24 protein-coding genes are annotated in these 26146 nt (G+C 63.7%); 10 read left to right on the top strand and 14 right to left on the bottom strand.

Annotation, left to right across the window (positions count from 1 at the left end; translation table 11 throughout):
* Positions 1-4 precede the first annotated feature (4 nt).
* The 6 genes from speB to BMI86_RS10380 all read right to left on the bottom strand — a co-directional run bounded on the left by speB (position 5) and on the right by BMI86_RS10380 (position 5196).
* Positions 5-973, bottom strand: a complete 969-nt coding sequence (speB, locus tag BMI86_RS10405; RefSeq protein ID WP_078541282.1) for an agmatinase — start codon at positions 971-973, stop codon at positions 5-7.
* 13 nt (positions 974-986) lie between these two features.
* The gene (locus BMI86_RS10400) at positions 987-1718 is read right to left on the bottom strand and encodes a 3-oxoacyl-ACP reductase family protein (protein ID WP_078541280.1); all 732 of its coding nucleotides are present in this window, start codon (positions 1716-1718) and stop codon (positions 987-989) included.
* Positions 1715-2482, bottom strand: a complete 768-nt coding sequence (locus tag BMI86_RS10395) for an SDR family oxidoreductase (RefSeq protein WP_210402716.1) — start codon at positions 2480-2482, stop codon at positions 1715-1717. Before BMI86_RS10395 ends, BMI86_RS10400 begins: the two co-directional genes overlap by 4 nt.
* Complete coding sequence (locus BMI86_RS10390) at positions 2479-3273, bottom strand: ABC transporter ATP-binding protein (protein ID WP_078541278.1); 795 nt, start codon at positions 3271-3273, stop codon at positions 2479-2481. The genes BMI86_RS10395 and BMI86_RS10390 overlap by 4 nt, the downstream gene beginning before the upstream one ends.
* A 2-nt stretch (positions 3274-3275) precedes the next feature.
* The gene (locus tag BMI86_RS10385; RefSeq protein ID WP_246831687.1) at positions 3276-4034 is read right to left on the bottom strand and encodes an ABC transporter permease; all 759 of its coding nucleotides are present in this window, start codon (positions 4032-4034) and stop codon (positions 3276-3278) included.
* 100 nt (positions 4035-4134) lie between these two features.
* A complete protein-coding gene (locus tag BMI86_RS10380; RefSeq protein WP_078541274.1) occupies positions 4135-5196 on the bottom strand; it encodes an ABC transporter substrate-binding protein in 1062 nt (353 codons plus the stop codon).
* Positions 5197-5334: 138 nt separating this feature from the next.
* On the opposite strand from BMI86_RS10380, the gene BMI86_RS10375 reads away from it, so the two are divergent.
* Together BMI86_RS10375 and BMI86_RS10370 are read left to right on the top strand one after the other, a co-directional pair.
* On the top strand, positions 5335-5967 hold the full coding sequence (locus tag BMI86_RS10375) for a TetR/AcrR family transcriptional regulator (protein ID WP_078541273.1): 633 nt from the start codon (positions 5335-5337) through the stop codon (positions 5965-5967).
* A gap of 12 nt (positions 5968-5979) precedes the next feature.
* Positions 5980-6840: a polysaccharide deacetylase gene (locus BMI86_RS10370; protein ID WP_078541271.1), complete on the top strand. Its 861-nt coding sequence runs from the start codon at positions 5980-5982 to the stop codon at positions 6838-6840.
* Positions 6841-6929: 89 nt separating this feature from the next.
* Here the strand turns inward: BMI86_RS10370 and BMI86_RS10365 are convergent, their stop codons facing one another.
* The 8 genes from BMI86_RS10365 to BMI86_RS10330 form a co-directional block, all read right to left on the bottom strand.
* Positions 6930-9149 (bottom strand): choice-of-anchor F family protein, encoded by a 2220-nt coding sequence (locus BMI86_RS10365; RefSeq protein ID WP_078541269.1) that lies wholly within the window; start codon positions 9147-9149, stop codon positions 6930-6932.
* A gap of 356 nt (positions 9150-9505) precedes the next feature.
* The gene (locus tag BMI86_RS10360) at positions 9506-11320 is read right to left on the bottom strand and encodes an ABC transporter ATP-binding protein (RefSeq protein ID WP_078541391.1); all 1815 of its coding nucleotides are present in this window, start codon (positions 11318-11320) and stop codon (positions 9506-9508) included.
* Between the two features lie 5 nt (positions 11321-11325).
* Positions 11326-12285, bottom strand: coding sequence for an acetamidase/formamidase family protein (locus BMI86_RS10355; protein WP_078541267.1), 960 nt, complete (start codon positions 12283-12285; stop codon positions 11326-11328).
* Between the two features lie 6 nt (positions 12286-12291).
* Positions 12292-13923 carry an ABC transporter substrate-binding protein gene (locus BMI86_RS10350; RefSeq protein WP_078541390.1) on the bottom strand — a complete coding sequence of 544 codons (1632 nt, stop codon included), beginning with the start codon at positions 13921-13923 and terminating at the stop codon, positions 12292-12294.
* Positions 13924-14004: 81 nt separating this feature from the next.
* Entirely contained in the window at positions 14005-14925 is a 921-nt protein-coding gene (locus tag BMI86_RS10345) for an ABC transporter permease (RefSeq protein WP_078541265.1), read from the bottom strand.
* Positions 14925-15812, bottom strand: a complete 888-nt coding sequence (locus tag BMI86_RS10340) for an ABC transporter permease (protein ID WP_078523183.1) — start codon at positions 15810-15812, stop codon at positions 14925-14927. Before BMI86_RS10340 ends, BMI86_RS10345 begins: the two co-directional genes overlap by 1 nt.
* Positions 15790-16398, bottom strand: a complete 609-nt coding sequence (locus BMI86_RS10335) for an ANTAR domain-containing protein (RefSeq protein ID WP_078541264.1) — start codon at positions 16396-16398, stop codon at positions 15790-15792. The genes BMI86_RS10340 and BMI86_RS10335 overlap by 23 nt, the downstream gene beginning before the upstream one ends.
* Entirely contained in the window at positions 16395-17498 is a 1104-nt protein-coding gene (locus BMI86_RS10330) for a transporter substrate-binding protein (protein ID WP_078541262.1), read from the bottom strand. Before BMI86_RS10330 ends, BMI86_RS10335 begins: the two co-directional genes overlap by 4 nt.
* A gap of 642 nt (positions 17499-18140) precedes the next feature.
* Between BMI86_RS10330 and dctP the strand changes: the two genes are divergently transcribed.
* The 8 genes from dctP (at position 18141) to BMI86_RS10295 (ending at position 26073) form a co-directional block, all read left to right on the top strand.
* On the top strand, positions 18141-19238 hold the full coding sequence (gene dctP / locus BMI86_RS10325) for a TRAP transporter substrate-binding protein DctP (RefSeq protein ID WP_078541260.1): 1098 nt from the start codon (positions 18141-18143) through the stop codon (positions 19236-19238).
* Positions 19239-19330: 92 nt separating this feature from the next.
* Entirely contained in the window at positions 19331-20653 is a 1323-nt protein-coding gene (locus tag BMI86_RS20975; protein ID WP_143594756.1) for a TRAP transporter small permease subunit, read from the top strand.
* A gap of 3 nt (positions 20654-20656) precedes the next feature.
* A complete protein-coding gene (locus BMI86_RS10320; RefSeq protein WP_078523188.1) occupies positions 20657-22012 on the top strand; it encodes a TRAP transporter large permease subunit in 1356 nt (451 codons plus the stop codon).
* A 278-nt stretch (positions 22013-22290) separates the two neighbouring features.
* Positions 22291-23166, top strand: coding sequence for an STAS domain-containing protein (locus BMI86_RS10315; RefSeq protein WP_078523189.1), 876 nt, complete (start codon positions 22291-22293; stop codon positions 23164-23166).
* A 10-nt stretch (positions 23167-23176) separates the two neighbouring features.
* Positions 23177-23521 carry an STAS domain-containing protein gene (locus BMI86_RS10310; RefSeq protein ID WP_232621759.1) on the top strand — a complete coding sequence of 115 codons (345 nt, stop codon included), beginning with the start codon at positions 23177-23179 and terminating at the stop codon, positions 23519-23521.
* Positions 23514-23933 carry an ATP-binding protein gene (locus BMI86_RS10305; RefSeq protein ID WP_246831686.1) on the top strand — a complete coding sequence of 140 codons (420 nt, stop codon included), beginning with the start codon at positions 23514-23516 and terminating at the stop codon, positions 23931-23933. Before BMI86_RS10310 ends, BMI86_RS10305 begins: the two co-directional genes overlap by 8 nt.
* Entirely contained in the window at positions 23930-24940 is a 1011-nt protein-coding gene (locus BMI86_RS10300; protein WP_078541257.1) for an ATP-binding SpoIIE family protein phosphatase, read from the top strand. Before BMI86_RS10305 ends, BMI86_RS10300 begins: the two co-directional genes overlap by 4 nt.
* Complete coding sequence (locus tag BMI86_RS10295; RefSeq protein WP_078541255.1) at positions 24937-26073, top strand: ATP-binding protein; 1137 nt, start codon at positions 24937-24939, stop codon at positions 26071-26073. The genes BMI86_RS10300 and BMI86_RS10295 overlap by 4 nt, the downstream gene beginning before the upstream one ends.
* Positions 26074-26146 lie beyond the last annotated feature (73 nt).

Below are 26146 nucleotides of genomic sequence, written 5' to 3'. Positions count from 1 at the left end.
GCGATCACCCGCGGGTTATGCGCACCGCCATCTGGCACAGGATCTCGAACATCACCGAGACGCCAAGGAAAGCGGTCGCGCCGGAGGCGTCGAAGGGCGGGGAGACCTCGACCAGATCGGCGCCGACGATGTTGACCCCGTCGAGCAGGCGGATCACCTGCAGCGCCTGATAGGAATTGGGGCCGCCAACCTCGGGCGTGCCGGTGCCGGGGGCGAAGGCCGGGTCGATGAAGTCGATATCGTAGGAGAGATAGGTGGGCTTGGAGCCGACGATCTCGCGCGCCTCGGCCATCACATCCTCGACGCCGCGAGCGTGGAATTCCTCGATCGGGATCACGCGCACGCCGACGCTATCGGCGAAATCACGATCCTCGCTGTCATAGGTCGAGCCGCGAATGCCGATCTGCACCACGCGTTTCGGGTCTAGGAGACCTTCTTCGATGGCGCGGCGGAACGGCGTGCCGTGGGTGTACATGTTGCCGCCGAAATAGCTGTGGAACAGGTCGGTATGGCTGTCGAAATGCACCATGCCGAGCGGCTCGGGCGTGCCCAGCGCGCGCAGGATCGGCAGCGAGTTGAGGTGATCGCCACCCGCCGTGATCGGGCGGATGCCATGGGCGCGGACGGTCTCGAAGAACCGGGTGATCCGGTCCATCGCATCCTGAATGTCGGCGGGGTTCGGGGCCACGTCGCCGAGGTCGGCGCAGTTGACCATCTCGAAGGGGCGCACGCCGGTCGCGCCGTTCTGCGCCCGGATCATCGTCGAGAGATCGCGCAGCTGGCGCGGCCCGTGGCGCGGGCCGGGACGGTTGGTGGTGCCGGAATCCCAGGGGCTGCCGATGAACCCGACCTGCACATCCTTCAGGCGCGGATTGTCGAGTTCGACATGCGGCAGGCGCATGAAGGTCGGCACGCCCGCAAAGCGCGGCAGATCGAAGCCGGAAACCGGGTGGAAATAGGAATCGCTGGACATGGGGTCGCTCCTGTCAGGTCATGACACTGCCACCGTTCACGCCGAAGCATTGACCGGTGATGAAATTGCTCTGCGGGCCTGCGAGATAGCAGGCCATCGCGGCGATATCCTCAGGCTGGCCGAACCGGGCGAGCGGCGTCGCCATGTCGATTGCCAGCTGTTCGGGGCTCATCGAGGCGGGGCTCGTCATATCGGTCTCGATCGAGCCCGGCGCGATGGCGTTGACGAGGATCTTTGGCGCCAGCTCGCGCGCCAGCGTCCGGGTCAGCGCGATGATCGCACCTTTCGAGGCGGTATAGGCGGACATTTCCTCGCGACCCAGAAAGCCCAGATCGCTCGCGATATTGATGATCCGACCTTCCTCGGCCCGGCGCACGAAGGCGCGCGACGCGAGAAAAGTGCCGCGCAGGTTCACCGCGATCACCCGGTCGAATTCGTCGATCTTCGTCTCGGCAATCGGGCTTTCGCGCAGGATGCCCGCGTTGTTCACGAGGATGTCGATCCGCCCGAAGCGCGCCATCACCGCGTCGAACATCCCCTCGACCTGTGCCTCGTCGGAGACATCGGCGGGCAGAGATTCCGCCTCGGTCAGCTTTTGAAGCTCGGCCAGCGTGTCATGCGCCTGCGCATCGTCGGGATGGCAGAAGGCGACTTTCGCGCCCTGTTCGGCCAGCGCCAGTGCGATGGCGCGTCCGATCCCCCGCGAGCCGCCGGTGACCAGCGCGACTTTTCCCTGAAGGCTCATGACATTACCTCGCCGCGGTCGACGTTGAGCGCCTGACCGGTGATATTCGCGCCTGCCTCGGACGCGAGGAACATGTAGGGATCGGCCATATCGGCGGGCACCATCAGCCCATCGATCGCCTGTGCGGCCATGATCTCGGCTTCGACCTCGGCCTCGCTGCGCCCGCTGGATTGCGCCAGTTCCCGCAGCGAATTGGCCGCCGGTCCGGTTTTCACCCAGCCCGGGCAGATCGCGTTGACGCGGATGCCGCGGGGCCCCAGTTCCTGCGCCCATGTCCGGGTCAGGCCCAGAAGCGCGTGTTTGCTCGCGACATAGGCCGAAAAGCCCGGCACGGCGGTGCGCGCCCAGATCGAGGCGGTGTTCACGATGCGCCCGCCTTCGGGGATGCGCGAGATCAGCGCGTCGGTCACGTTCTGCGTGCCGGTGATGTTGATCGCTACGATCCGCTCGAAGGTGGCGTTGCCCAACGGGTTCGCACCGTTGAGCGGGGTGGGGCGTTCGAGGCCTGCATTGTTCACCAGCACATCGACGCGTTCGATATCGGCCAGCGCTTCGGTCACCATCGCGGCGTCTGCGATATCGCAGCGGATCGCGCGGACCTCGCCGGGCAGGCTTTCGGCGGCGTCATAGATAGTCTCGGTCTCGGACAGGATGATCAGATCGGCGCCCGCGCGCGCGAAGCCTTCGGCAATGCCATAGCCGATCCCGCTCGAAGCGCCGGTGACCAGAACGGTCTTGCCGGTGAAGTCGAATGTCACGCTCATTCCTTGCCGCGTCCTTCCTCTCGCATCAGCCGCATCAGATGGGCCTCCAGATCGGAGTAGCCGTCGAGTTTCACGGCCCTTTCCTTGTCGGCGATGCGGGTGCCTTGCTTGAACTCGGGCACGATCACCTCTTTCACGCGGCCCGGATGGCTCGAGAGAAAGACGATCTTGTCGGCGAGGAAGATCGCCTCCTCCAGATCGTGGGTGACGATCACCATCGTCGTGTTGGTCTTCTCGGCGACGTCGATCATCAGCTCCTGCATGAGCCAGCGGGTCTCGGCATCGAGCGCACCGAAGGGCTCGTCCATCAGCAGCACTTCCGGGTCGTTGGCCAGCGTGCGGGCGATCGCCACGCGCTGACGCATCCCGCCCGAGAGCTGCGACGGGTAGGCCTCGGCGAATTTCCCGAGCCCTACGAGATTGATGAAACGTTCCGCGCGTTCGCGACGCTCGGCGGCCGGGACACCGTTGATCTGCATCCCGAACTCGACATTCTTGCGCACCGTCAGCCAGTCGAAGGAGGTATAGGCCTGAAAGACCATGCCCCGGTCGCGGCCCGGCCCCTCGACGCGGCGGCCGCCGATGACGATCTCGCCGCCGCTCGGGGTCTCGAGCCCTGCGATCATGCGCAGGATCGTCGATTTCCCACAGCCCGACGGGCCGAGCAGGACACAGATCGAGTTGCGTTCGACTGTGAAGCCCGCGCCCTCGACGGCGACCAGCTTACGCCCGCCCGAGAGCTCGAATTCCTTCGAGATCTCGCGGATTTCCAATGCGGTTTCGGCACTCATGGTCACGCCTTTCTCAGATAGGGGAAGGCCCAGCGGTGCAGGGCGGAGAAAGTGAGGTCGAAGAGCAGCCCCAGCACCCCGATCACGACGATCCCCGACAGGATCTCATCGGTGTTCAGGAAGCGCCGCGCGCGCATCATCATCGCGCCGATACCGGTGGTGGAGGCGACGATCTCGGCGATCACCAGATAGGTCCAGGTCATCGCCAGCATCTGGCGCATCGCGGTCACGATATCGGGCAGCACGGCGGGGAAGATCACCCGGGCCACGACCTTGTGGCGCGGTGCGCCCAGCGTCAGGGCGGTCTCGACCAGCTCCTCGCGCACATTCTTGGTGTGATCCATGATCAGGGTGATCAGGAAGAAGATCACGCCGAGGAACAGCAGCGCCAGTTTCGGCGCCTCGCCGGTCCCGAACCACATCAGCAGGATCGGGATGAAGGACGGCGCGGGGAGGTAGCGCCAAGCCGAGACGAAGGGGGCGAAGAAGGCCTCGATCGCGGGGAAGGAGCCCATCATCACGCCCAGCGGCACCGCCACGGCACTTGCCAGCGCGAAGGCGATCAGCACGCGGCTGATGGAGATCAGGACGTCGCTGCCGAAGGCGCGGCTGAAGAACAGATCGAAGGTGGTCGCGAAGACCTGCTGCGGGGCGGGGACGAGAAGCGGGTTCACCAGACCGCTGGCCGAGGCGACGATCCAGATACCGAAGAACAGCACCCAGATGGCGAGCGCGGAAAGCAGCTTCTGACGGCGGCTCACGGGCTTGCGCAGCTGGAGAAAGGGAGTGGGTCGGGCGCTCAAGGTAGATGCTCCGGCTTGGGGGAAGGGAAGCGCCGGGGATCGGCGCTTCCCGAGGGGTTTAGTGTGCGCTCAGGCTCTGGCGGTAACCGGCTTCGACCAGATCGCCCATCAGCGAGCAGTCGATGCCTTTCGACGCGTCGATCTTGTTTTCCATCAGACCGAGCTTGATCCACCAGTCATTGGTCATCGCGATCGAGTCGACCATCGAACCGTTGGCCATGCCAAGCGGGCCTTCGCCGTCGAGCACGCCGCACAGGCGGGCGGATTCGTCGAAGTCCATCATGTAGATGCCGCCCTCGAAGGACTTGCCGTTGGTCCCGATGACGTAGCCGATATCTTCCTCGGGCCATTGCAGGAACGAGGCGAGCATCTTGTTGGTCTCTTCGGTGTGCTGGTTCCAGTAGGCCAGCCCTTCCCAACGCGCTTTCAGCACGGCCAGAGCCGCCTCGCGGTCATTGGCGATGAAGTTCTTGTTCATATACAGAGCATCCATGAAGATCCCGGTCTTCAGCATCTCCGGATCGGCGGTGTTCACGATGGATCGCGCGCCGGGCTTGGCCTCCAAGACCTTGGAGATCCACGGCTCGTACATGTAGGCAGCCGACAGATCGCCCGACATCATCGGACCGACGGCTTCATCGGCATTGAGGTTCACCCACTCGACCTGATCGGGGGTGATGCCCTCGGAATCGAGCCAGATCCCCATCAGCAGCTGACCGATATAGGCCTGCGGGGCCGAGACCTTCTTGCCGGGCAGGTCGGCGGGCTCGGTGTCGGGCGCGAGGATGACGTGATCGACCCCGTAGGAGGGGTTGAGCTGGGCCACGTTCACCACATCGGTGCCGCGATCCACGACCAGCGGCGTGTAATCGGCGGTGCAGCCATAGACGTCGAGCTGACCCGCGGCGAGGGCGGCATGACCGCCCAGCGGATCTTCGAAGATCGTGATGTTCAGGTCGTAATCGGGGATCAGGTTCTTTTCCTTGGCGACTTCGAGCATGGCATAGCCCGGCCAGGAGACGCAGACCCCGACATTGACGGTTTCAGCGGCGGCAGCGGAGAGGCTGCCCGCGGAGAGGGCGACCGCGGAGGCGGCGGCGAGTTTGAGTACGGAGCGCATAAGCGGACCTCGCTGTCGGTATGGATTCTTGATCTTGTACAAAAACTTTATTCGATAAAAACTTTTATGCAATAAAAAATTTGTCTTGACCAAAGATGGCCAATTGCCGAAAACTGTTCGCAACCCTAGGAGGACTTAGTGAGCAACCTGCGCGCCCAACAAAAACAAGACCGTCGCAACCGCATCGTCACATCGGCCAAAGAGCTTTTTCGCGAGAAGGGCTATGACAAGACGACGATCGAGGCGATCGCGGTGGCTGCCGGCGTCTCGGGCGTGACGGTCCATAACTACTACGGAACCAAGGCCGGGGTGCTGCTCGCTCTGGTGATCGAAAGCGACAAACAACTGCTGGAACGGCTCGATACGACGCTGCCCGGACCGGAGGCAGATCTCGTCGAGCTGACGGTGGCGTTCGCGCACGAGATCATGGTTCACGCGATGCAGACGCTGGAGAAAGACATCTGGCGTCAGGTCATCGCGGCGGTGACGATCGAGGCGGGGACGCAGCTTTCCAAGGCCTATTTCAAGCTCGACGAACAGCTTGCCTCGGTGCTGGTGCGCCGGATCGAGGCGATGCAGCGGGACGGGCGGCTCAGCGCCGATCTGAACCCGCTCCATCTGGGCCGGGCGCTGTTCCAGCTGCAAAACGCCCGTTTCATCCAGTTCATTTCCACCGACGCCGCGCGCCGGGACGAGATCGAGACCTGGCTGCGCAACGATCTCGTGGCGCTGTTCTCGGTGACGCTCCCGGTGCCTGCCGATCCTTCCTGAGCGGAGAGTGACATGTTTCTCAACCCGATCACCTGGCCCGAGGGCAAGCGCAGCGCCGCCTGCGTGACCTTCGATATCGACGCGGATTCGCTGATCCGCACCGCGCGGCCCGAGGACGCCGAACTGCGCCTGCAGCCGATCTCGATGGGCCGTTACGGGCCGACGGTCGCCGTGCCGCGCATCCTCGAGACCTATCGCCGTCTGGGGCTGACCCAGACCTTCTTCATGCCCGCCTGGGTGATGCAGAACTACCCCGAGACCGTCGAGACGATCCTGAAGGCGGGGCACGAGATCGGGCATCATTCGTGGATGCACGAAGACCCGATGGAGCATTCTGACGAACGCGAGGCGGAGCTTTTCGAACGCGCGCTCGAGGTCCATGTCACGATGACGGGCCGCAAGCCGCGCGGCTATCGCGCCCCAGTCTATTCCTTCACGCCCGCGATGCTCAACCGATTGATCGAGCACGAGTTTCTCTATGACAGCTCGATGATGGCCGATGAGTTGCCCTATCTGGTCGAGACGCCGAAAGGCAGCCTGATCGAGGTGCCGCCGCATTGGGGCACCGATGACTGGCCGCCCTTCGCGCATTTCGGCGAGATCGACTACCTGATGCCGATCCGCGCGCCTTCCGACGGCATCCGCGCCTTCGCCGAGGAATTCGACGCGATGCACGAGGCCGGCGGGTTCTGGATGCCGGTTCTGCACCCGTTCCTGACGGGCCGTCTGGCGCGCTGGCGCGAGATGGAGCGTCTGCTGGAGCGCGCGGTGGAGGCAGGCGACGTCTGGTTCGCCCCGATGGAAGAGATCGCCAGCCATGCGAAATCCGGGGCGTCGACGCTGCGCCGGGAACGGATCGGGATGGAGGGGTGACGCCCTCTGCGAAAGCGACTAACCTGCTAAAAGAAATGCACCGCGGCGCCGAAAAGCGCCGCGGTGTCTTCGTTTAGGCCTGTGAGCGCTCAGAACTTCGCGTTGAAGGAAAGCTGCAGCGCGTGGCTCTCATAGTCGCTTGAGAAGGTCCCCGAGATCCCGGCATGCAGGCTGGAGGAGAACTTCCCGGTCTGGCCGAGCGGCACGTCGATCCCGACATCCGCAGTCACCCAGTTCATGTCGAAGCCGTCGACCGGGGTTGCGCTGGAGGGCAGCCCGACGAAGGCGGTCTGAACGAGCTGATCGTCGCCGCTGACCTTGTTGTACTTGATCGCACCGGACAGGGTCGGGGCCTGTGCGCTCGAAGACAGCGCATATTGGCCACGCATCCCGGCGGAGGCGACGGTCACGGTGCCGGATTGATCCCCGACGGACAGGTTCCACGCGCCCGCGCCGGTTTCGTCGAAGCCGTCCACCGAGAGGTGATACATTTCGAGCGAACCCGTCGGGCCGAAGCGAAGACGATCTTGGCCGAACATGTACTCGGCATCGATCGCGCCGAAGACCTGATGGCCATCCGTGCTCGCCCGTGCGGTCGATCCCATGACATTGCGGCTCATGTCGTAGGAAAGATCCTGATAGCCGATCACGAACTGCGCCGCGCCGCCATTGCCGAAGGCCGTCCGCACGAAGCCACCGACGAAGCCGCCGGAGCCATCGATGCTGCCACGGCTCTGATCGGCATCGGAGGTGCCGTCCGAGTAGCCGCCGAAGAGGCCGACCGAGACTTGATTGCCGATGAATTTCTCGCCGCCCAGCATCATGTAATGCGATTTGACGTCGTAGCCGATCGCATTGGTGGTGCGGTCGTAATTGGCTTTCTGCGCGCCCGCCGAGACGAAGGCATAAGTGCCGTCCCCGATCTTCCACGAGGTCGGCCCGCCCATCGTCGAAAGCGTGACCGATCCGTTCTGCGTCTGCGCAACCGGACGACCGATCCCTTTCGTGATGTTTTGCCCGAACTCGAAGCCGACAGCGCCGAAGGCGGGCAGGAAGCTGTAGCCCGTCGTCTCGAGCATGTCGTTGCGCGCGACCGGATCCGTGATCGCCATGATGTCGCTGATCGCGCTCTGATAGGTCGCCGCATTCCCGATATCGAGATAGGGGATGTTGGCGGCCGCATCGAGGCGCCCGGCGGTTGCGAACTGGTAGCGGGTCGCGGTCTGCTCGACGATCGGCGCGAAGATCGGCGCGATGCGCATCGTGACGTTGTTGCCTGCGACATCGCCGAGATCGATGATGTAGTTCAGGTTCAGGTTGCGAAGATCCTCGACCACGTCCTGCGTGTAGAGGCCATTGGCCTGCATCGCCGCGACGATATCGGCGGGCACCGCGCCGCCGCCGGTATAGCCGAGATCCGCGACCGTCACGCCCAGCGAGTCGGCCATCGCCTGCAGCTTGTCATCCAGATAGGTCGAGCTGTCGACGCCCAGATTGCCGTATTGCCACTGGCCGGCGCTCAGGTTGTACCACGCGATGAGCTGGGCCTCGTCCGAGGCGACGGCCGTGCCGGTCGCGTCCCAGAAGATCGCTTTCGGCAGCATGCTGTTGTCGATCAGCGAGTTGCCGAAATAGGTGGCCAGAACGCTGTTCGACAGGTTCGTCGCGTCGAGCGTGTTGGCGTGGTTCGCAATGGTCATCTCGGCGGAGGTGCTGTCGAAGAAGCCGATGCCTGCCTCTTCCTGACCGCCATCCCCGAAGAGCCCGTCGGGCAGGTTGAACTTCGAGTTGTAATCGGGATCGAAGAGTGCCGCGTACTGGGGATCGGCCGTATCGAAAGGGGTGAAGCTGTCACCCGAGCCGGTGCCGAGCTGAACCTTGAAGGCCAGAATACGGGCGCCGGTGAGGTTCGAGGTCTTGCCGTAGGTGTAGTATTCCGTGGTGCCGCCGCTCGATTGCGTCGAGAGCATGATATCCATCGGCGTCGGGCCGGTCAGTTGCGTCTTCACGCGCTTGCCCGAACCGGGAGGGGCCGTGCAGGTAAAGTCCGGCGTATTCGCCATCAGGCAGTTGGTGATACCTTTCGGATTGTCCGTGTTGTCAAAGTTGGCGTTGACCTCGCCCGTGACGGCCTTGAGCCCGGGAGGCAGGACACCTTCCGCCGGATCGGAGAAGATAAGACCGTCGCCGGTCACGCTGATGACGGGCGCGTCATCAAAGGTGCCCGACCAGGCCGGAGTCCCGAGGCACAGCAGCAAAGCCGCCGGCGCTACGGTGCGTTTCAAATTGGTGAGTAGTGTATTCGACATTCTTTGTCCCCATTCCCAAAGGCAAACGCGACGATAGAAATCGCACGTCAATCAAGCCACTCTTTACGTGATCCAACTGACAACCTGTCCGTGCGTTTGCCTCGGCGCGTTTCAGAAGTTCCCTCGCACGGACTTCACTCACCGCGCTAAGCTTCGGCCCGGAAGCTTTCTTTGATTTGCATCAATGATTTGGTGGGGTGTTCGGGGTGTTGCGGAAAAGAGACGGGGTGGATGTCGCTTTTGCTTTGCCGACTATGAATGGCCTTGAGAAGGGGCTGCGGTTTGCAGCCCGAAAACGGCCTTGAAAGCACAGGGCGGCGCGGAGATTTGCCGCCCGCCCTGTGCGCGATTTCGGGTTATTCAGCCGCCGTTCCGGTTGGCATCGCGGGACGGTCGCTATCCGCCACGAGATGCCCGTCTCCGAGATTGCGCAGCATCAGGCGCTGCGGTCCGGTGCCCAGCTTGTAGACCGGGCTCGGGACCTCGCCGGACAGGCGCGGCGTGGGCTCGCGCACCTTGTCGGGATCGGGGATCGGCACGGCGGCCATCAGGCGCTTGGTGTAGGGATGTTGCGGCGCGCCGAAAATCTGCGCGCGCGTGCCCATCTCCACGATCTGGCCCATATACATCACCGCGATCCGGTCCGAGATATTCTCGACCACCGCCATGTCATGGCTGATGAACAGATAGGCGATGCCGAATTCGCGTTTCAGCGCCTCCAGGAGGTCCAGCACCCGCGCCTGCACCGACACATCCAGCGCCGAGACGCTCTCATCCGCGATGATCAGCTTGGGTTGCAGCGCCAGCGCGCGGGCGATGCAAATCCGCTGCCGCTGACCGCCCGAGAACTCGTGGGGATAACGGTCGAGCTGATCGCGGGTGAGGCCAACGCGCTCGAAGAGGCCCGCGACTTTCTCGCGCTGTTCCTCTGGCGTGCCGATGCCGTGAATGACCAGCGGCTCGGCCACCAGATCGCCCACGCGCATCCGCGGATCGAGCGCAGCCATCGGGTCCTGAAACACGATCTGCACGTCGCGGCGCATCTCTTTCATCTTCGCGCTGCTCAGGCCGCCCATCGTGTGGCCCGCGACCTCGATCCGGCCCTGATGCGGCACGAGACCGGTCAGCGCCTTCGCGATAGTGGATTTGCCGCAGCCGCTTTCACCCACAAGCGAAAACGTCTCGCCCTCCATGATGTCGAAGCTGACACCCTCGACCGCGTGGACGCGATGCGTGACCTGCGACAGGATCCCGCCGCGAATGTCGAAATGCACTTTCACGTCGCGCAGCCGGGCCACGGGTTTCGCATCCGGGGACGCGCCCGCAGCACCGCTGCCATCGCCCATGCGCGGCACCGCGGCCAGAAGGTCTTGCGTATAGGCCTCGCGCGGGGCGGTGAAAATCTGAGAGACAGCGCCCGTCTCGACCGCCTGACCCTGTTTCATGACGATGACGCGCTCGGCCATCTCGGCGACCACGCCCATGTCATGTGTGATCAGGATGATTGCGGTGCCCATCTCGCTTTGCAGATCGCGCAGCAGGTCGAGCACCTCGCGTTGCACCGTCACATCAAGCGCGGTGGTCGGCTCGTCGGCGATCAGCACGTCGGGGCGCAGCGCCAGCGCCATCGCGATCATCACGCGCTGCCGCATGCCGCCGGACAGCTCATGCGGATATTGGGTCATCCGGCGTTCGGGTTCGGAGATACGCACGCGGCGCAACGCCTCGAGTGCGCGGGCGCGGGCCTCGCGTTTCGAGACCGGCTCATGCGCGCGGATCGCCTCGGAAAGTTGCAGGCCGATGCTCAGCACCGGGTTGAGCGACGTCATCGGCTCCTGAAAGATCATCGCGATGCGGTTGCCGCGCATCGCGCGCATCCGGCTTTCGGGCAGGCGGGTGAGGTCTTCTCCCTGGAAGCGGATCGCGCCGGAGCTGACCCGCAGGGCAGGGGGCGGCAACAGCCCCATGATCGCCAGAGAGGTGAGCGATTTGCCCGAGCCGCTCTCGCCCGCGATGGCGATGGTCTCGCCGCGCGCCAGCGTGAATCTCAGATCGCTCACCAGCGCCCGCTCGTGCCCCTCCGAGCGCACGGAGATCGTGAGACCTTCGACGGAGAGCACCGGCTGGGCGGGCTCCGGGGCCGTGACAGCCCCGGCTTGCGTTTGTTTCATTTCGATCATTCGAACACGTTTCTCGGGAAATAGAAGCTGACGACCCAGTTGGGCATATCGACGATCTCGGAAATGCGCAGATCGCCACAGGTCGAGACCAGCATATAGGCATCGACCGCCGACATGCCGCGCTGTGCGCACAGAAGGTCGATCATGCCCGAGACCGCATCGCGTGCGCCCGACATCAGGTCGGGGCCGATGCCCGTCGTGACCTCGTAGCCCGCCGTGTCGAGGTGGCGCGTGACCGGCCCCGGCGTGGTGAAGCGCGGGAATTTCAGCGTCTCGTTCTTGATCAGATCGAAGCTGAGCACGCAGTTCATCGGGCTCTCGATCGCGGTGCCGCAGACCTCGCCATCGCCCTGGGCGGCGTGGGTGTCGCCCACCGAGAACAGCGCGCCGTCGACCTCGACCGGCAGATAGAGCGTGGTGCCCGCCGCCAGATCGCGAATGTCGAGATTGCCGCCCACGCGGCGCGGGGGCACGATGGAATGCAGGCCTTTTTCGGCCGGGGCGACGCCGATGGTGCCGCAGAACGGCTTGAGACCCACCTTGCCCTCGCTACCCCAAAGCGCCTTGTCGGGCGAGGCCGCGTCGTATTTCCAGATCGTCAGCGCCGGATCTTCGAACTGATCCGCCAGCAGGCCGAAGCCCGGGATGTTCGCGGTCCAGCCCCATGCGGAGCCTTCCTGCTCGCGCGGGGTGAAGCTGTCGATGGTGACCTTTAGCACGTCACCGGGCTTCGCCCCTTCGACATAGACCGGGCCGGAGACCGGGTTGATCTTGCCGAAATCGAGCGTCTTGACGTCTTCCACCGTCGAGGACGGCCCGAGCTGTCCGGCCGAGCTGTCGTGGCAGTGGAATTCGATGGTCGATCCCGGGGCCACCGTCTCGGCCGGGACAAACGAGTTGTCCCAGCCGAAATGGTGCTGTGCGCCATGGATCGTATAGTCACAGGCTTTGCACATGCGCGCTTACTCCGTCACGTACACGTAGTCGTAGTTCACGGGGATCGAGACCGGGTCGACATAGAGCGCATCCGCGCCCCCCATACGGCCCGACTTCATGGTGTAGCGGTTCTCGTTGAAGACCGGGACCCACGGCGCATCTTCCATGACCTTCATGTAGACGTCGGACCATTTCTGCAGGCGCTCGTCCTGCTTGGCCGGATCGGTGATCGAGTCCGCCTCGGTGGCCATCGCGTCGAGTTCCTCGTTGCAATACCACGACCAGTTCCAGCCGCCCTCGACCGCGCCCGCGCAGCCCAGGATGGGCCCGTAGAAGTTGGACGGATCGGGGAAGTCGGCGATCCACGCCATGCCGCCCGACCAGATCATCGGCGCGGTCTTCGGCGTGCCGCCTGCTTCGATCACGTTGGCCTGCGCCAGCGCCTTGATGTCGACCTTCACGCCGATCTGCGACAGGTCCTGCTGGATCGCCTGCGCGATACGCGGGTTCGGGTCGGTGTTCATCACGTAAAGCTCGGTCTCGAACCCGTCGGGATAGCCCGCGTCCGCGAGCATCTGCTTGGCCTTTTCCTGATCGAAGGGATAGCCCTCGTAATCCTTGGTATAGCCCGGCATCGACGGCGGCAGCGGCTGGTTCGCGGGCGTGGCGCGGCCATTGATCATCTGAACGATGCGGTCCTTGTTGATCGCCATGTTCATCGCCTGACGCACCTCGACCTTGTCGAAGGGCTCCATCTGGACGTTGAGCGTGATGTAGCCGGTATGCAGCTGGCCACCCACGACGACCCGCTTGGCCTCGTCCGGATTGTCCATCACCTCGTTGAACTTCGCCGGGGGGATGCCGTCGCCGGGAACGTCCACCTCACCCTGCTGCAGCCGCAGCAGCGCCACGATCGGCTCCTGACCGACCTCAAAAGTGATGCTATCGAGATAGGGCACGCCCGACCGCCAGTAGTCGGCGTTCTTCTCGAACACGAGCTGCTGACCGATGGTCCAGTCAGACAGCTTGAACGCGCCGGTGCCCACGGGATGCTTGCCGAAATCGGTGCCGTATTCGTCGACCGCTTCCTTCGGCACGACCGAGGCGAAGTTCAGCGCCATCACGTGCAGGAAGGTCGCGTCGGGGCGCGAAAGCTCGATCTTGACGGTGTTGGGATCGACGACGGTCACGCCTTCGAGGCTGGTGGCCGAACCATCCGCCATCGCGTCATAGCCCTTGATCGAGCCGAAGAAGCCAGCACCCGGCGACTGGGTCGCGGGGGTGGTGACGCGGTCGAGCGAGTATTTCACGTCCTCGGCCGTCATCTCGCGACCGTTGTGGAATTTCACGCCCTTGCGCAGCTTGAAGGTGAAGGTCGTGCCGTCGTCGGAAATCTCGTAGCTCTCGGCAAGACCCGGGCGCAGTTCAGTGGTGCCGGGGACGTAATCCATCAGACCGTCGAAGACGGATTTGATCATCGACCAGTTCTGCCAGTCATAGCCGATCGCCGGGTCGAGCGTGGCCACATCGTCCTTGTAGGTCACGATGATATTGCCGCCGGGCTTGGCGTTCGGATCGGGCTGGTAGTCCTGCGCCGAGGCGAAGCTGGCAAGACCCAGCGAGAGCGACAGCGCGCTTGTGGCAAGGATGTTTTTCATCAGGCTCATTTGAGGTGTTCTCCGTCAGTTGGACTTTTCTTTTGGTTCGCTCCCCGGTTGGCCCGGGGTATCTGATTGCGATCAGCGCAGCTTGATGCGCGGATCGATGAAAGGTGTGATCAGGTCGGCCAGCAGGTTGCCCAGCACGATGGCGCAGGCGGACACGAGCGTGACGCCCATGATGATCGGAATGTCGACGCGCTGGATCGCCTGCCAGGCGAGCTGCCCGATACCGGGCCAGCCGAAGACGCTTTCCACGACGACGATGCCGGACATGAAGATACCGATATCGATCCCGATCATCGCGATGATCGGCAGAATGGCGTTGGGCATCGCGTGCAGTGCCAGCACCCGGAAGCGCCGCAGACCTTTGGCGCGCGCGGTGCGGATATAATCCGAGCGCAGCACGTCGATCATGCTCGAGCGCATCATCCGGCTGTACCAGCCCGATCCCATGATCCCGAGCGTCAGCGCAGGCAGCACGAGGTTCGAGAAGCTGCCGTAGCCGCCGATCGGGAACCAGCTCAGCTTGACCGCGAAGACATAGAGCAGGAGCAGGCCGACCACGAATTGCGGCGCCGAGACCGCGACGAAAGAGGTGATCATCAGCGACTGGTCGAGCGCGCCGCCGCGCCGGATCGCGGCCACGATGCCAAGCGTAAGTCCCATGATCAGCTCGGCCACGATCGCGCCCAGCATCAGAAGAAGCGTCGCAGGCAGACGCGCGGCAATCAGGGTCGCGACTTCGGTTTTCTGCAGGTAGCTGCGCCCCATATCGCCTTGGGCCAGCCCGGTCAGATAGTGCCAGTATTGCACGATGAAGGGCTGATCGAGGCCAAGCTGGTGGCGGATATTGGCCACCGTCTCGGGCGTGGCCGAGCGGCCCGCGATCTGGCGCACCGGGTCGGCGGGCAGCACGAAAAGCAGGAAGAAGGTGATGAAGGACACGCCCAGCAGGATCAGGGCGGCCTGGATCAGGCGGCGGATCAGATAGGCCAGCATCACTCACGCCCTCTCTGCGTCGGGTCGAGCACGTCGCGCAGCGCGTCGCCCACGAGGTTGAAGGACAGCGCCAGCAGCAAGATCGCAGCGCCCGGGATGAAGACGAGCCACGGGGCCGCCTGGAAATAGGTCTGGTTCTCGAAGATGATGTTGCCCCAGCTTGGCGTCGGCGGCTGAACACCCACGCCGAGATAGGACAGCGTCGCCTCCAGCAGCACTGTGGTCGAAATCCCCAGCGTGCCCCAGACGATGATCATCGGCACCAGATGCGGCAGGATATGGCGGAACAGGATGCGCAGCGTGCCTGCGCCCAGCGTGCGTTCGGCGGCGACGAATTCGCGCTCGGCCAGCGCCGAGGTCTCGGTGAAGACCACGCGGGCCGTCTGCACCCAGTTCACCAGCGCGATCACCATCGCGACGATCCACAGCGACGGCGTGAAGATCGCGGCAAGACAGATCGCCAGCAGCAGCGCCGGAAATGCCATCATCAGATCGGTGAAGCGCATCAGCACCGCGCCGATCCAGCCGCGGAAATAGCCCGCGGTGACGCCGATCAGCGTTCCGATGATCAGCGCGAGGCCGTTGGCGACCACGCCGATGATCAGCGAGGTCCGCGCACCGTACAGGATGCGCGAGAACAGGTCGCGGCCCAGCAGGTCGGTGCCGAGCCAGAACTTCTCGCCCGGCGGCATGGGCGAGCCTTCCAGCGTCAGCCCGTCGAACATCTGCTCCTGCGGCTCGAAAGGGGCGATCCACGGCGCGAAGATCGCCCCGAGCGTCACGATCGCGATGATCGCAAAGCCCAGCAGCGCGAGCTTGCGGCGCATCAGGCGGCGCAAGGCGCTTTGCGGTCGGGCCGGTCCCTCAGCCAAGGTCGCGTCGGTCATCACTCTTCCTTTGTTCGTCATGGTTGGCGACGATGCGGCGCGCGGCGTCTTCGAACGTCACGCGCCAGGCCATCGCCATCTGGCGCAGCTGATCATAGGCCTCGGCCTCGCTCTTGCCGCGCGCGGCGAGCAGCGTGACCGCCCGCACCACCGTCTGGCGCTCATCGAGCCTACGACGCAGATCCGCGATTTCGCCCGAGAGCTGCGCCCGCGCTTCAAAGGCGAGCTGCGCGATCAGCAGCGCCGAATAGACCCCGCCATCGCCCACGGGTTTCAGGATCTGCGCATGCGCGCCAGCCTCCAGCGACCATTCGATCCGGCCGGGCGCTTCGGTGCCGATCAAGGCGATCATCGGCATCGGGCTTTCGCCCGGTTTCCACGGAAATTGCTCGTCATAGCCCTGATCGGCGTCAAAGAAAACGAAATCCCCCGACAGAGCCTCCGCGGGCAGTTCGGGCCAGCAATGCACGACCGTCAGGCCGATCGCGCGCAATTGCCGCTCGAGCGCCTGCACGGTCGCGTGGGGGCGATGCAGGATGTAGGCGCGCGCGCCGCCGAGATCGGGGATGCGGATCTTGCGCTTCATGAGACCACCTTCAGCCGGGGCGCTCCGGGCGCGATCGGATTGCGACCGCGTGCGAGATAGGGATCGCCCGCGACGGCCTCGAACCGCTCGCGGACCGCGAAGGCGCCGTTCTCGACCTGCGCGATCAGGACGGGCAGGGCGGTGTGATGGGTCGACAGGTCGATCCCTTCCGAGCCCTGCGGCGCATCGTGCAACAGCTGCGCGAGGCTCTGTTCTGCGGCGTCTTCATGCCCCGCCAGCAAAATTGCGAGGCGATAGACCGACGACCATGCGGCGGCTTCATGCGACGATCCGAAATTGCGCTGCGCCTGCGGCCAGCCGGTCGCGCCCCGGAAATAGGGCCCGGCGGCGACCAGACCCTCGACCGCGTCCGGGTGAATGGCGGGCAACTCGCATTCGGTCAGATTGCACGACAGGATCGGGCAGGTCTCGGGGCGGAAATGCGCGTCTTCCTGTCCGAGCTTGTGATAGGCCTCGAGGAAGGCGTATTGCGACGGGCCGATCAGGTTGTTGAGGATGAAGTCGGGCCGGGTCGCGCGGATCTCATTGATCATCCGCTCGACATCCAGCGAGCCGAGCGGCAGGTAACGCTCGCCCAGAACCTCGCCGCTGGCGCTGAGGATCACGTCCCGCGCAAGCCGGTTCATCTCCCAGCCCCAGATGTAATTCGAGCCGGTCAGGAAACCCCGCCGCCCGAGCCGCGCAAAGGCCCAGCCAAGCAGCGGCAGCAGATGCTGGTTCGGGCAGGCATGGGTGTAGACGACATGATCGGAGGCCTCGAACCCTTCATAGGGCACCGCATACCAAAGCGTCCCGCCCGCCTTCTCCAGCGTCGGGATCACCTCCTTGCGGCTCCACGAGGTGACGCAGCCGACGACATGGCGGGCGTCGCTGTCGCGCAGGATCTCCTCGCAGAGCGGTCCGTAGGCGTCGATATTGCCCTGCGGGTCGCGCTCGATCGGGGCGAAGGTGATCGGGAGGTCGGGCATCGAATTGATCTCGGCAATCGCGCTGAGCGCCCCGGTCCGGCAAGCCTCGGAGATCAGCGAGTAGCTTCCCGAGCGGGAATACAGCAGGCCAAGTTCAATCCGTTTCTTCATTTCCACTCTTGCAGACCCTCTGAGCCAAAACGCAAAACGCCCCGCTGACTGACCGCTAACGTGCGGTGTCAAAGCGAGGCGCGAATGCCGTTCGGGTTATTCCGATGTGCGTTAAGGTTTGCAGCGCGCCCGTCAGCGGACAAGCGCAAATTGCGAAACCGCGCCGGGATCGGGAGGTAGAGCGGGATTTTCGGGGTGAGTTGCATAAAAATTGTGCACAAAAGCGTCATGTGAGCGCGGATTAGTCTCACGCCGCAGTGAGAATCGTGCGTGGCGATCGCTCATAAGTCGTCTGCAATGGCCGTCCAGATCGAAGGGCGCCCGGGTCCTGATCGAGATCGAAGTTCCAGAATTCGATCCTCACCGTCGCACAAGTTGCGGACCAAAACAGGACGTTCGCCTTTCCAGAGATCACGGACGCACGCAAATTCGTGAATACTTGCGAAATGACATAACCCGTGCAAACCTCGCCCACACAGGGGGAGGAAAGAGAGTTTCCGCTTTTGAGGAGAAGTCGGAAGCTTGGCGTTCAGCCGACTCACGAAGCCGCGATTCGCTTGGAGGAGTGCCGTCGCGTGTTTTCGACCTCTCTCTCACTTCGGTCCCGCATCTGTCGGGGTCGCAACCAAACGGGGAGGAACCATGAAAAATCTGACCACTCGCAGACATGCGTTACGCACTCTTGCCGCGGCGGGGGCTGCCAGCCTTGCTGCGCCGCATATCGCCTCGGCCCAAGCCAATGGCACGACCTGGAAGATCCAGACCTCGTGGCCGGGCGGCGTCGGTCTCCAGACCTTCAAGGACTGGTGCGCCACGATTCAGGAAAAGACCGGCGGCGAATTGGCCTTCCAGCCGTTCGGCGCGAATGACGTCGTGGGGGATTTCCAGCTTTACGACGCGGTGAAGAACGGCGTGCTCGACGCGGTCAACCCGTTCACCATCTACGTGCAGGGCATCATTCCGGCGGGTGTGTTCCTGACGTCCTATCCGCTCGGTCTGCGCAACCCGCATGAATTTGACGTGTTCTATTACGGCCTCGGCGGGCTGGAGATGGCGCGCGAGCTTTATGCCGCGCAGGGCATGTATTTCGTGGGCCCCGTCCATCACGGCCCGAACATCATCCACTCGAAAGTGCCGATCCGCTCGATCGACGACTTCCGCGGCCGCAAGATGCGCCTTCCGGGCGGCATGGTCGCCGATGTCTTCGGCGAGATCGGCGCGGAGACCACCGTGCTTCCGGGCTCGGAGATCTTCCCGGCGCTGGAGAAGGGCACGATCGACGTGGCCGACTATGTGGGCCCGGCGGTGAACTACGCGCTAGGCTTCAGCCAGGTGACCAGCTACATCTCGATGGGTCCGCCCGGCATGATGTCGCTCTACCAGCCGGTGGACATCATGGACATCACCGTCGGCATGGATGCCTGGAACAAGCTCAGCCCCGAGATGAAGCAGTTCGTCGAAATGGAGACCCACGTCTATTCGGACATGCATCACGCGGCGATCCAGAAGGCCGACCAGGAGGCCTGGGCCAAGTTCGAGGCCGACGGCACCGAGGTCACGCGCCTCAGCCAGGACGATGTGGAGCTGATGACCGAAGTCGCCGTTCCGATCTGGTTCAAATACGCCAATCGCGACAAGGACAGCGCGCGGATCTTCAAGACGCAGCTCGATTACATGATGTCCGGCTCGCTGGGCTATGTGACGCCCGATCTGGTCGACGGTCTGGAACTGAAGCTCTGATTTGATCCGACAGACAGTGTGACGGGCCCGCCCTTTGGCGCGGGCCCGGTTCAACTGATGGCTGGGCATGACCCGGCAACAGGGGGTGGGCAATGCCCAGTATCGACTTTACTCTACCGCATTGGGCCTATTGGGCGGGGCTGATCCTCTTCCCGATCATTGCGGCAACGCTGGCCAACCGGCCACGCAAGACGGAGCGGCGTTATTCGCTCTCCTTGGGCTATTTCATTCTCGTGACCGGGGGGATGCTGGGACTGCATCGCTTCTACGTGAAAAGCCTGCTGGGCTTTCTCTTCATCCCGGTCTTCATCGCCATTCTCTATGCGAATGCGCAAGGTCACGACGCGCGCGGCACGGTCTCGGACATGTCGAACGTGGTGCGCATGGCCGAGCGCTCGCTGGAGCGCGAACAGGAACGCGTCGACACGGCGAAGGCCGATCTGCCCAAGCTGCGCGAGGAACTCGCCGCCGCCGAGGAAGGCAGCTTCGCGCAGAAGCGCGCGCAACGAAATGTCGATCGCGCCGAGAAGCGGGTCACGGATGGCGAGGCGGTGATCGAACAGGCGCAGGCCGATCTCGTCGAGGCGCGCCCGAAGCGGGAGGCGGCCGCAGCCGTCCTCGCGAAATGGCGCAGCATCTCGAAATATGCCTTCTGGGTGCTGCTCGCAGGGATCGTCATCGACGCGCTCCTGCTTCCGATGCTGGTGCGGCGGGCGAATGCCGCGCTGCCCGAGCATGAGGAGGAAAGCGAGGTCGAACGGCGTCTTGAAGCGCTCGAAGACGAGGAGATGAAAGACGACTCCCGTCACATCTCGCAAGGCTGGACGGGCTGGATCGACCGGCTGTCGCTCAAGGCGGGCGAATTCGTCAGCTATTGGGCGATCATCGCGGTCTTCGTCTATTACTTCGAAGTGATCAGCCGCTACGTCTTCAATAGCCCCACCAACTGGGCGCATGAGGCGATGTATCTGATGTTCGGGATGCAATACCTGATCTCGGGTGCCTATGCGATGCTGACCGAGAGCCATGTGCGCGTCGACATCTTCTACGCGCCGCTGTCGAAACCGCGCAAAGCGTGGGTCGATCTGCTGACCTCGGTCTTCTTCTTCATCTTCGCGGGCACATTGCTGGTGACGTCGTGGATCTTCGCGATGGACGCGATTGCCGTGCCCACGGGCAACGGGCTCATCTCGCAATGGGCGCGCGGCGAAATCCCGACCGGCGAGATGCTGGCGAACTGGAATCTCGGACAATGGACCGATGCGAATGTCCGCTGGGGCGAGATCAGCTTCAATGAATGGGAGGTGCCTCTGTGGCCGATGAAATGGGTCATGGTGATCGGCGCTCTGCTGCTTGTTCTGCAGGGCATTTCGAAATTCGCACAAGATCTGCGGATCGTAATGGGCAGGGGCTGATACATGGGACTTGAAATTGGAATTGAGTGGCTGACACTCATCATGTTCGGCTCGCTGGTCGTCCTGCTGATGGCAGGGCTTCCACTGGCCTTCGTCACGGGCGGTCTGGCCTGTGTCTTCCTGTTCGTGCTGGGCGACGAACGCGCGCTCAACATCGTGCCGAGCCGCATCTTCCCGCTGATGACGAACTATCAGCTCTCGGCGATCCCCTTGTTCATCTTCATGGCGTCAATGCTCGAGAGGGCGGGGATCATCAACGAGATGTTCGACGTCATCTACAAGGTGCTGGGCGGGGTGCGCGGCGGTCTGGCTGCGGCCACGATCATCGCCTCGACCGTGCTCGCCGCGATGGTGGGCGTGATCGGGGCGGCCGTGGTGACGATGGGGATCATCGCGCTGCCGGCGATGCTCGATCGCGGATATAACGCGAAGATCGCGATGGGCTCGATCATGGCGGGCGGCACGCTCGGCATCCTGATCCCGCCGTCGATCCTTGCGATCATCTACGCGGTCGTGGCCGAGCAATCGGTGGGCGAGCTGTTCATCGGCGCGGTCATTCCCGGCCTTCTTCTGTCGGGCATGTATGTGGCCTATGTGCTGATCCGCTGCGCGATCAACCCGGAGATGGGGCCGCCGATCCCGCCGGAAGAGCGCATCTCGGGACGCGAGAAGATCCGTCTGATGAGCAACATGTCGGCGCCGATCTCGCTGATCGTGATCGTGCTGGGCGTGATTTTCACCGGTGTCGCGACCCCGGTGGAAGCGGCTGGCATCGGCACCTTTGGCGCGATCATCGTGGCGGCGATTCACCGCAAGCTCGACTGGCAGACGATCCGCGAGGCTGCGGTCACCACGCTCAAGGCCTCGGCGATGGTCATCTGGATCATGTTCGGGGCGACGATCTTCGTCGGGCTCTACGTGCTCGAAGGCGGTCAGCAATTCGTGCAGAACGCGCTGCAGGCGACCGGGCTCGGGCCGTGGGGCATCCTGATCATCATGCAGCTCGTGCTGATCATACTCGGCATGTTCCTCGACTGGGTCGGCATTCTGCTGCTCTGCGTGCCGATCTTCGTGCCGATCGTGAAGGCGCTCGGGGCCGAGGCCTTCGGGCTGAGCGATCCTGACGATCTCGTGCTGTGGTTCGGGGTGCTCTACCTCGTGAACATGCAGATGAGCTTCCTGTCGCCGCCCTTCGGCTATGCGCTGTTCTATCTGCGCGGGGTGGCGCCGCCGGAAATCCCGATGGGCGATATCTTCCGCTCGGCGCTGCCGTTCCTGGCGCTTCAGGTGGTGGGCTTGCTGCTGTGCATGTTCTTCCCGGAGATCATCATCTGGCTGCCGAAGCTGGTCTACGGTTGATCGCTCGCACCCGGACCGAAAGAAATGACAAGCCCCGCGCAGTGCGCGGGGCTTTTTTGTCTGTCGGTTCAGGTTCCTGCTGTCAGCCTCGGCAGGGTGCCCCGGGGTATCCTCACGCAGAAAATCGCCGTCTGCGAAAGTCTGCCGGCAACTTTCTGACTTTGAGCGACACTTCTCCGGATCAATCTCCGTTGCGGCAACCGACCCGTCCAAGCCGTTGACTTTACCGCGGCTAATTGGCTTACCTGCTGTATTGAAAAGAACTGGAGTGCCTGCACATGCCGCAAACAGCGACGGCAAATATCCTGAACATCCTCGAATCCGATTTCTCCGGCGTCGTGGAGGAGTGGCTTGGCACTCAGGTGAAAGAGGGCGTGAAACGCTCTGACCTGTTCTCCGACTCCGAGAGCCGTGCGCAGAACCAGGAACTTCTGAAAGCCTTCACCAAGGGTGTCCGCGCGGGCGTCGTGAATGAAGAGTTCAGCCTGGACGACGACGAATGGGAAGACCTGCGCGCCGTCCTTGCAGATGTGAGCAAGGAACGCGTCGGGCGTGGTGTGACGCCGACCGAAATGGCGACTTTCGTTCTGGCCCTCAAAGCCCCGCTGTTCACACGGCTCGAGGCGATGACGGATATCGAAAGCGGCAAGCTCATCAGTGACGTGCTGATGGTGACCCGTCTCGTCGATGCTTTCGCGATCTACACCAACGAGATCTTCATCGGCGAGCGCGACCAGATCATAGAACGCCAGCGTCAGGAAATGCTCGAACTCTCGACCCCGGTGGTCGAGCTCTGGGACCGCGTTCTCACGCTGCCGCTGATCGGCACGCTGGATTCCGCCCGCGCGCAGGAGGTCATGGAGAACCTGCTGGAGACCATCCTCGAGCGGCAAGCCGAGGTGGTGATCATGGACATCACCGGTGTCGGCACGGTCGACACGCAGGTGGCGCAGCACCTTTTGCGGGCTGCGGCCGCCGTGCGCCTGATGGGTGCGGAATGCATCATCAGCGGCATCAGCCCGATGATCGCGCAGACCATGGTGCAGCTCGGCATCGACGTGGGCACGGTCTCCACCCGGTCCAGCATCCGCACGGCTCTGGCCGATGCATTGCAGAAGGTCGGCTACGTCATAAAAACCAGCGAGGTCTCCTGAAGTGTCGGGTGTGACGTCCATAAACCTGGTCGAGAACGCGCTTCTCGTCTCCATTCAGGACGACGTCACCGATACGGAAATCGTGGAGCTGCAGGACACGTTGTCGAACCGGATCGCCAAGGAAAACGTCAAAGGCGTGATCCTCGATATCAGTTCGCTGGAGATCGTCGATACCTTCGTCGGCCGCGTCATTGCCCAGCTCGCTGGCATTTCCAAGCTGCTGGCCGCGGAAACCTACGTTGTGGGGATGCGGCCCGCGGTTGCGGTGACCTTGGTGGAGCTGGGCATGTATCTGCCCGAGACCCGTACGGCGCTCAGCCTGACCCATGCACTCACTCAGTTGCGGCGTGCCTGATCCCAAGGAAACATCCAGCAGACCCGCCGTTGCGGAGATAACGCTCGCGACAAGTCGCGATGTCGTCGCTGCGCGCCAGGCGGTTGCGCGCATTCTCAAGGAGCGCGGGCTGTCGGCGGTGCGGATCACCCGGTTCGCGACGGCTGTGAGCGAAATCACCCGCAACGCCATCGTCCACGGTGGCGGCGGCAAGATTTCAATTTATCTCGACGGTCGGGACGAGTATCTGCGCGTCGAATGCCGGGACGAGGGACCGGGGATCGAAAATGTGACGCTGGCCATGTCCGAGGGCTATACGACCGCGGGCGGGCTCGGCAAAGGGCTTGGCGGTGCCAAACGCCTCTCACATGGGTTCGAGGTTCACTCTGCCCCCGGAAAAGGAACAACCGTTTCCATGAGCGTGAAGCTATGAACCAGTGGGTCGAAATTGATGATCGCAGCGCCGTGGCCGTGGTGCGGCGGCTCGCGCGGCGCCATGGCGTCGAGATCGGTCTGCCCGAGACCCGCGTCGGAGAACTCGCGATCGTGGCCACGGAGGCCGCGACTAACATACTGCGCTATGCAGAGCGCGGCCGAGCCCTGATCGAACTCCTGCGCCAGCCCGGCGCCGATGTCATCAACATGATCTTCACCGATCGTGGGCCGGGCATTTCGGATATCGACCGGATGTTTCAGGACGGCGAAAGCTCCACCGATTCCGCAGGGCTTGGGCTCGGGGCGATCGTGCGCCTGTCGGATACGTTCGATATCTTCAGCTCGCCCGATACCGGAACAACGATCGTGTGCACTTTCGGCGGAAAACGCGACGGGGCTGATTGCGGCGTCGACGCGGTGGGGCTGCGCGTCTGTCACCCGAACGAAGTCACCTGCGGCGACGATTTTCAGATCCGGCAGACCCCGCGCGCGACCGATGTGTTGCTCTGCGACGGGCTCGGGCATGGCCCTGCCGCCGCCGAAGCCTCCAGCGAGGTCATCGAGGCCGCGGGCGCGGCCGGCGGTCTGTCGTCCGAGCCGGGCAAGCTGATGCGCCAGATCACCGAGCGGCTGGTCGGTCGGCGGGGCGCGGTGGCTGCGCTGATGCATATCGCCCAGCCGCAGATGGAGCTGCGCTACGCGGCCCTCGGCAATATCTCGTCCTTGCTGGTCGGCGCGGATGGCATTCGCCGAATGGCGGTGCGCGACGGCCGCATCGGTGGCGCGGCGACCCATGGCTACGAGGAAGTCGTGCAACTGGAAGCGGACGACATGGTGATCCTGCATAGCGACGGCTTGAAAACTCTGCGCGAGGCGCATTTCCCGCCCGGACTGCTGAAGAAAAGCCCGCTCTTGATTGCCGGATTTCTGCTGGATCGGGCCTTCCGCGGACGAGACGACGCCAGCATCGTCGTCTTGCGCATCAACCGGGAGCGCGCGCAGTGAAGACGACAAAGCTCACCACCGTGACCCTCGAGAAAAGCAACGACGTCGCCCGGTTGCGCGATGTCGCTATGACTTTGACCAGCGTGCTGCAGTTCAGCTCCTTCGAGCGCACGAGGACCGTTACCGCCGTCGTCGAGCTTGGGCGCAACGCGATCGAGCATGGCCAAAAGGGCCGCGCGACCTTCTCGCTCACCGAGGCGGGCGGCAAACCGGCGCTCGGTCTTCTCGTGACCGATCAGGGGCGGGGCATCCCGAAGGAGCACCTTCAGCCCGATGGCGCACCGTCCTCCGCGACGGGGATGGGCCTCGGCCTTCGCGGCGTGCAGCGGATCGCCACGCGTTTCGATGTGCAGACCGGCGATGAGGGCACGCGCATCGATGCCGCTTTCGTGTCTTCTGCCGTATTGCCGGCGGGGACCAAGCTCGTCGATCAGGCGACCGAGGCGCTCGATGCCCTCAGCGCCAAGGATCCGACGGCGGCCCTCAACGAACAGAACCGCGAGCTGAGCGAGGAAATCACGGAACGCGACCTGCTGATGCAGGAGCTCCATCACCGGACCGGCAACAATCTGGCCCTCATCGCCGCGCTCATTCGCATGAGCAAGTCGCGGGCCAAACAGGATGAAACCCATCAGGTTCTGACCGAGCTCGAAGTCCGCGTGGGGGCGCTCTCCAAGGCCCACGAGTTGATGCAACGCGGAACGGACACCGGCAAGGTCGATCTGGCGGAGATGGCGGCGGAAGTCGCAAGGACGTCGGAGCGTGCCTTCAGCGGGGGAAGCCTCGACGCCAATATCGAGGTGACCTGCGCGGAGCTGCAACTCGACAGCAAGCTTGCCATCGACATCGGGCTCATCATCGGCGAACTCATCACCAATGCGTTCAAATATGCCTTCGTCGGCAGGGATAGCGGGACCATCCGCGTCGATGTCTCCGGCGACGTGCAAAGCGGTATCGCCTTGGTGGTGTCCGACAACGGCATCGGCTTGCCCTCGGATGCGGAGCGGCCGGAGCGGTCGAATTCTCTGGGTTGGCGATTGATCCGAACGCTGACCTTCCAGCACGACGCGACCCTGACCGTGGACGGCACCGATGGGCTGCGCGTGTGCATCGAGTTTCCCGCGCAGGTCTGACAGTCGCAGGATGGCGCAGAGACGCGCGCGGTGCAAAAGGGTGCACGGCGAAGGACGCAGGAGCGTGAGCCGC

The organism is Thioclava sp. DLFJ5-1 (assembly GCF_002020115.1).
Lineage (GTDB): Bacteria > Pseudomonadota > Alphaproteobacteria > Rhodobacterales > Rhodobacteraceae > Thioclava > Thioclava sediminum.
The sequence above is the reverse complement of the archived record's forward strand: the minus strand, read 5'-3'. Positions and strand labels throughout refer to the sequence as shown.

What these genes read in the sequence shown, in the direction of transcription:
- speB (WP_078541282.1), bottom strand. Translation starts at nt 973, where the DNA reads ATGTCCAGCGATTCCTATTTCCACCCGGTTTCCGGCTTCGATCTGCCG.
- BMI86_RS10400 (WP_078541280.1), bottom strand. Translation starts at nt 1,718, where the DNA reads ATGAGCCTTCAGGGAAAAGTCGCGCTGGTCACCGGCGGCTCGCGGGGG.
- BMI86_RS10395 (WP_210402716.1), bottom strand. Translation starts at nt 2,482, where the DNA reads ATGAGCGTGACATTCGACTTCACCGGCAAGACCGTTCTGGTCACCGGC.
- BMI86_RS10390 (WP_078541278.1), bottom strand. Translation starts at nt 3,273, where the DNA reads ATGAGTGCCGAAACCGCATTGGAAATCCGCGAGATCTCGAAGGAATTC.
- BMI86_RS10380 (WP_078541274.1), bottom strand. Translation starts at nt 5,196, where the DNA reads ATGCGCTCCGTACTCAAACTCGCCGCCGCCTCCGCGGTCGCCCTCTCC.
- BMI86_RS10370 (WP_078541271.1), top strand. Translation starts at nt 5,980, where the DNA reads ATGTTTCTCAACCCGATCACCTGGCCCGAGGGCAAGCGCAGCGCCGCC.
- BMI86_RS10365 (WP_078541269.1), bottom strand. Translation starts at nt 9,149, where the DNA reads ATGTCGAATACACTACTCACCAATTTGAAACGCACCGTAGCGCCGGCG.
- BMI86_RS10360 (WP_078541391.1), bottom strand. Translation starts at nt 11,320, where the DNA reads ATGAAACAAACGCAAGCCGGGGCTGTCACGGCCCCGGAGCCCGCCCAG.
- BMI86_RS10355 (WP_078541267.1), bottom strand. Translation starts at nt 12,285, where the DNA reads ATGTGCAAAGCCTGTGACTATACGATCCATGGCGCACAGCACCATTTC.
- BMI86_RS10350 (WP_078541390.1), bottom strand. Translation starts at nt 13,923, where the DNA reads ATGAAAAACATCCTTGCCACAAGCGCGCTGTCGCTCTCGCTGGGTCTT.
- BMI86_RS10345 (WP_078541265.1), bottom strand. Translation starts at nt 14,925, where the DNA reads ATGCTGGCCTATCTGATCCGCCGCCTGATCCAGGCCGCCCTGATCCTG.
- BMI86_RS10340 (WP_078523183.1), bottom strand. Translation starts at nt 15,812, where the DNA reads ATGACCGACGCGACCTTGGCTGAGGGACCGGCCCGACCGCAAAGCGCC.
- BMI86_RS10335 (WP_078541264.1), bottom strand. Translation starts at nt 16,398, where the DNA reads ATGAAGCGCAAGATCCGCATCCCCGATCTCGGCGGCGCGCGCGCCTAC.
- BMI86_RS10330 (WP_078541262.1), bottom strand. Translation starts at nt 17,498, where the DNA reads ATGAAGAAACGGATTGAACTTGGCCTGCTGTATTCCCGCTCGGGAAGC.
- dctP (WP_078541260.1), top strand. Translation starts at nt 18,141, where the DNA reads ATGAAAAATCTGACCACTCGCAGACATGCGTTACGCACTCTTGCCGCG.
- BMI86_RS20975 (WP_143594756.1), top strand. Translation starts at nt 19,331, where the DNA reads ATGCCCAGTATCGACTTTACTCTACCGCATTGGGCCTATTGGGCGGGG.
- BMI86_RS10320 (WP_078523188.1), top strand. Translation starts at nt 20,657, where the DNA reads ATGGGACTTGAAATTGGAATTGAGTGGCTGACACTCATCATGTTCGGC.
- BMI86_RS10315 (WP_078523189.1), top strand. Translation starts at nt 22,291, where the DNA reads ATGCCGCAAACAGCGACGGCAAATATCCTGAACATCCTCGAATCCGAT.
- BMI86_RS10300 (WP_078541257.1), top strand. Translation starts at nt 23,930, where the DNA reads ATGAACCAGTGGGTCGAAATTGATGATCGCAGCGCCGTGGCCGTGGTG.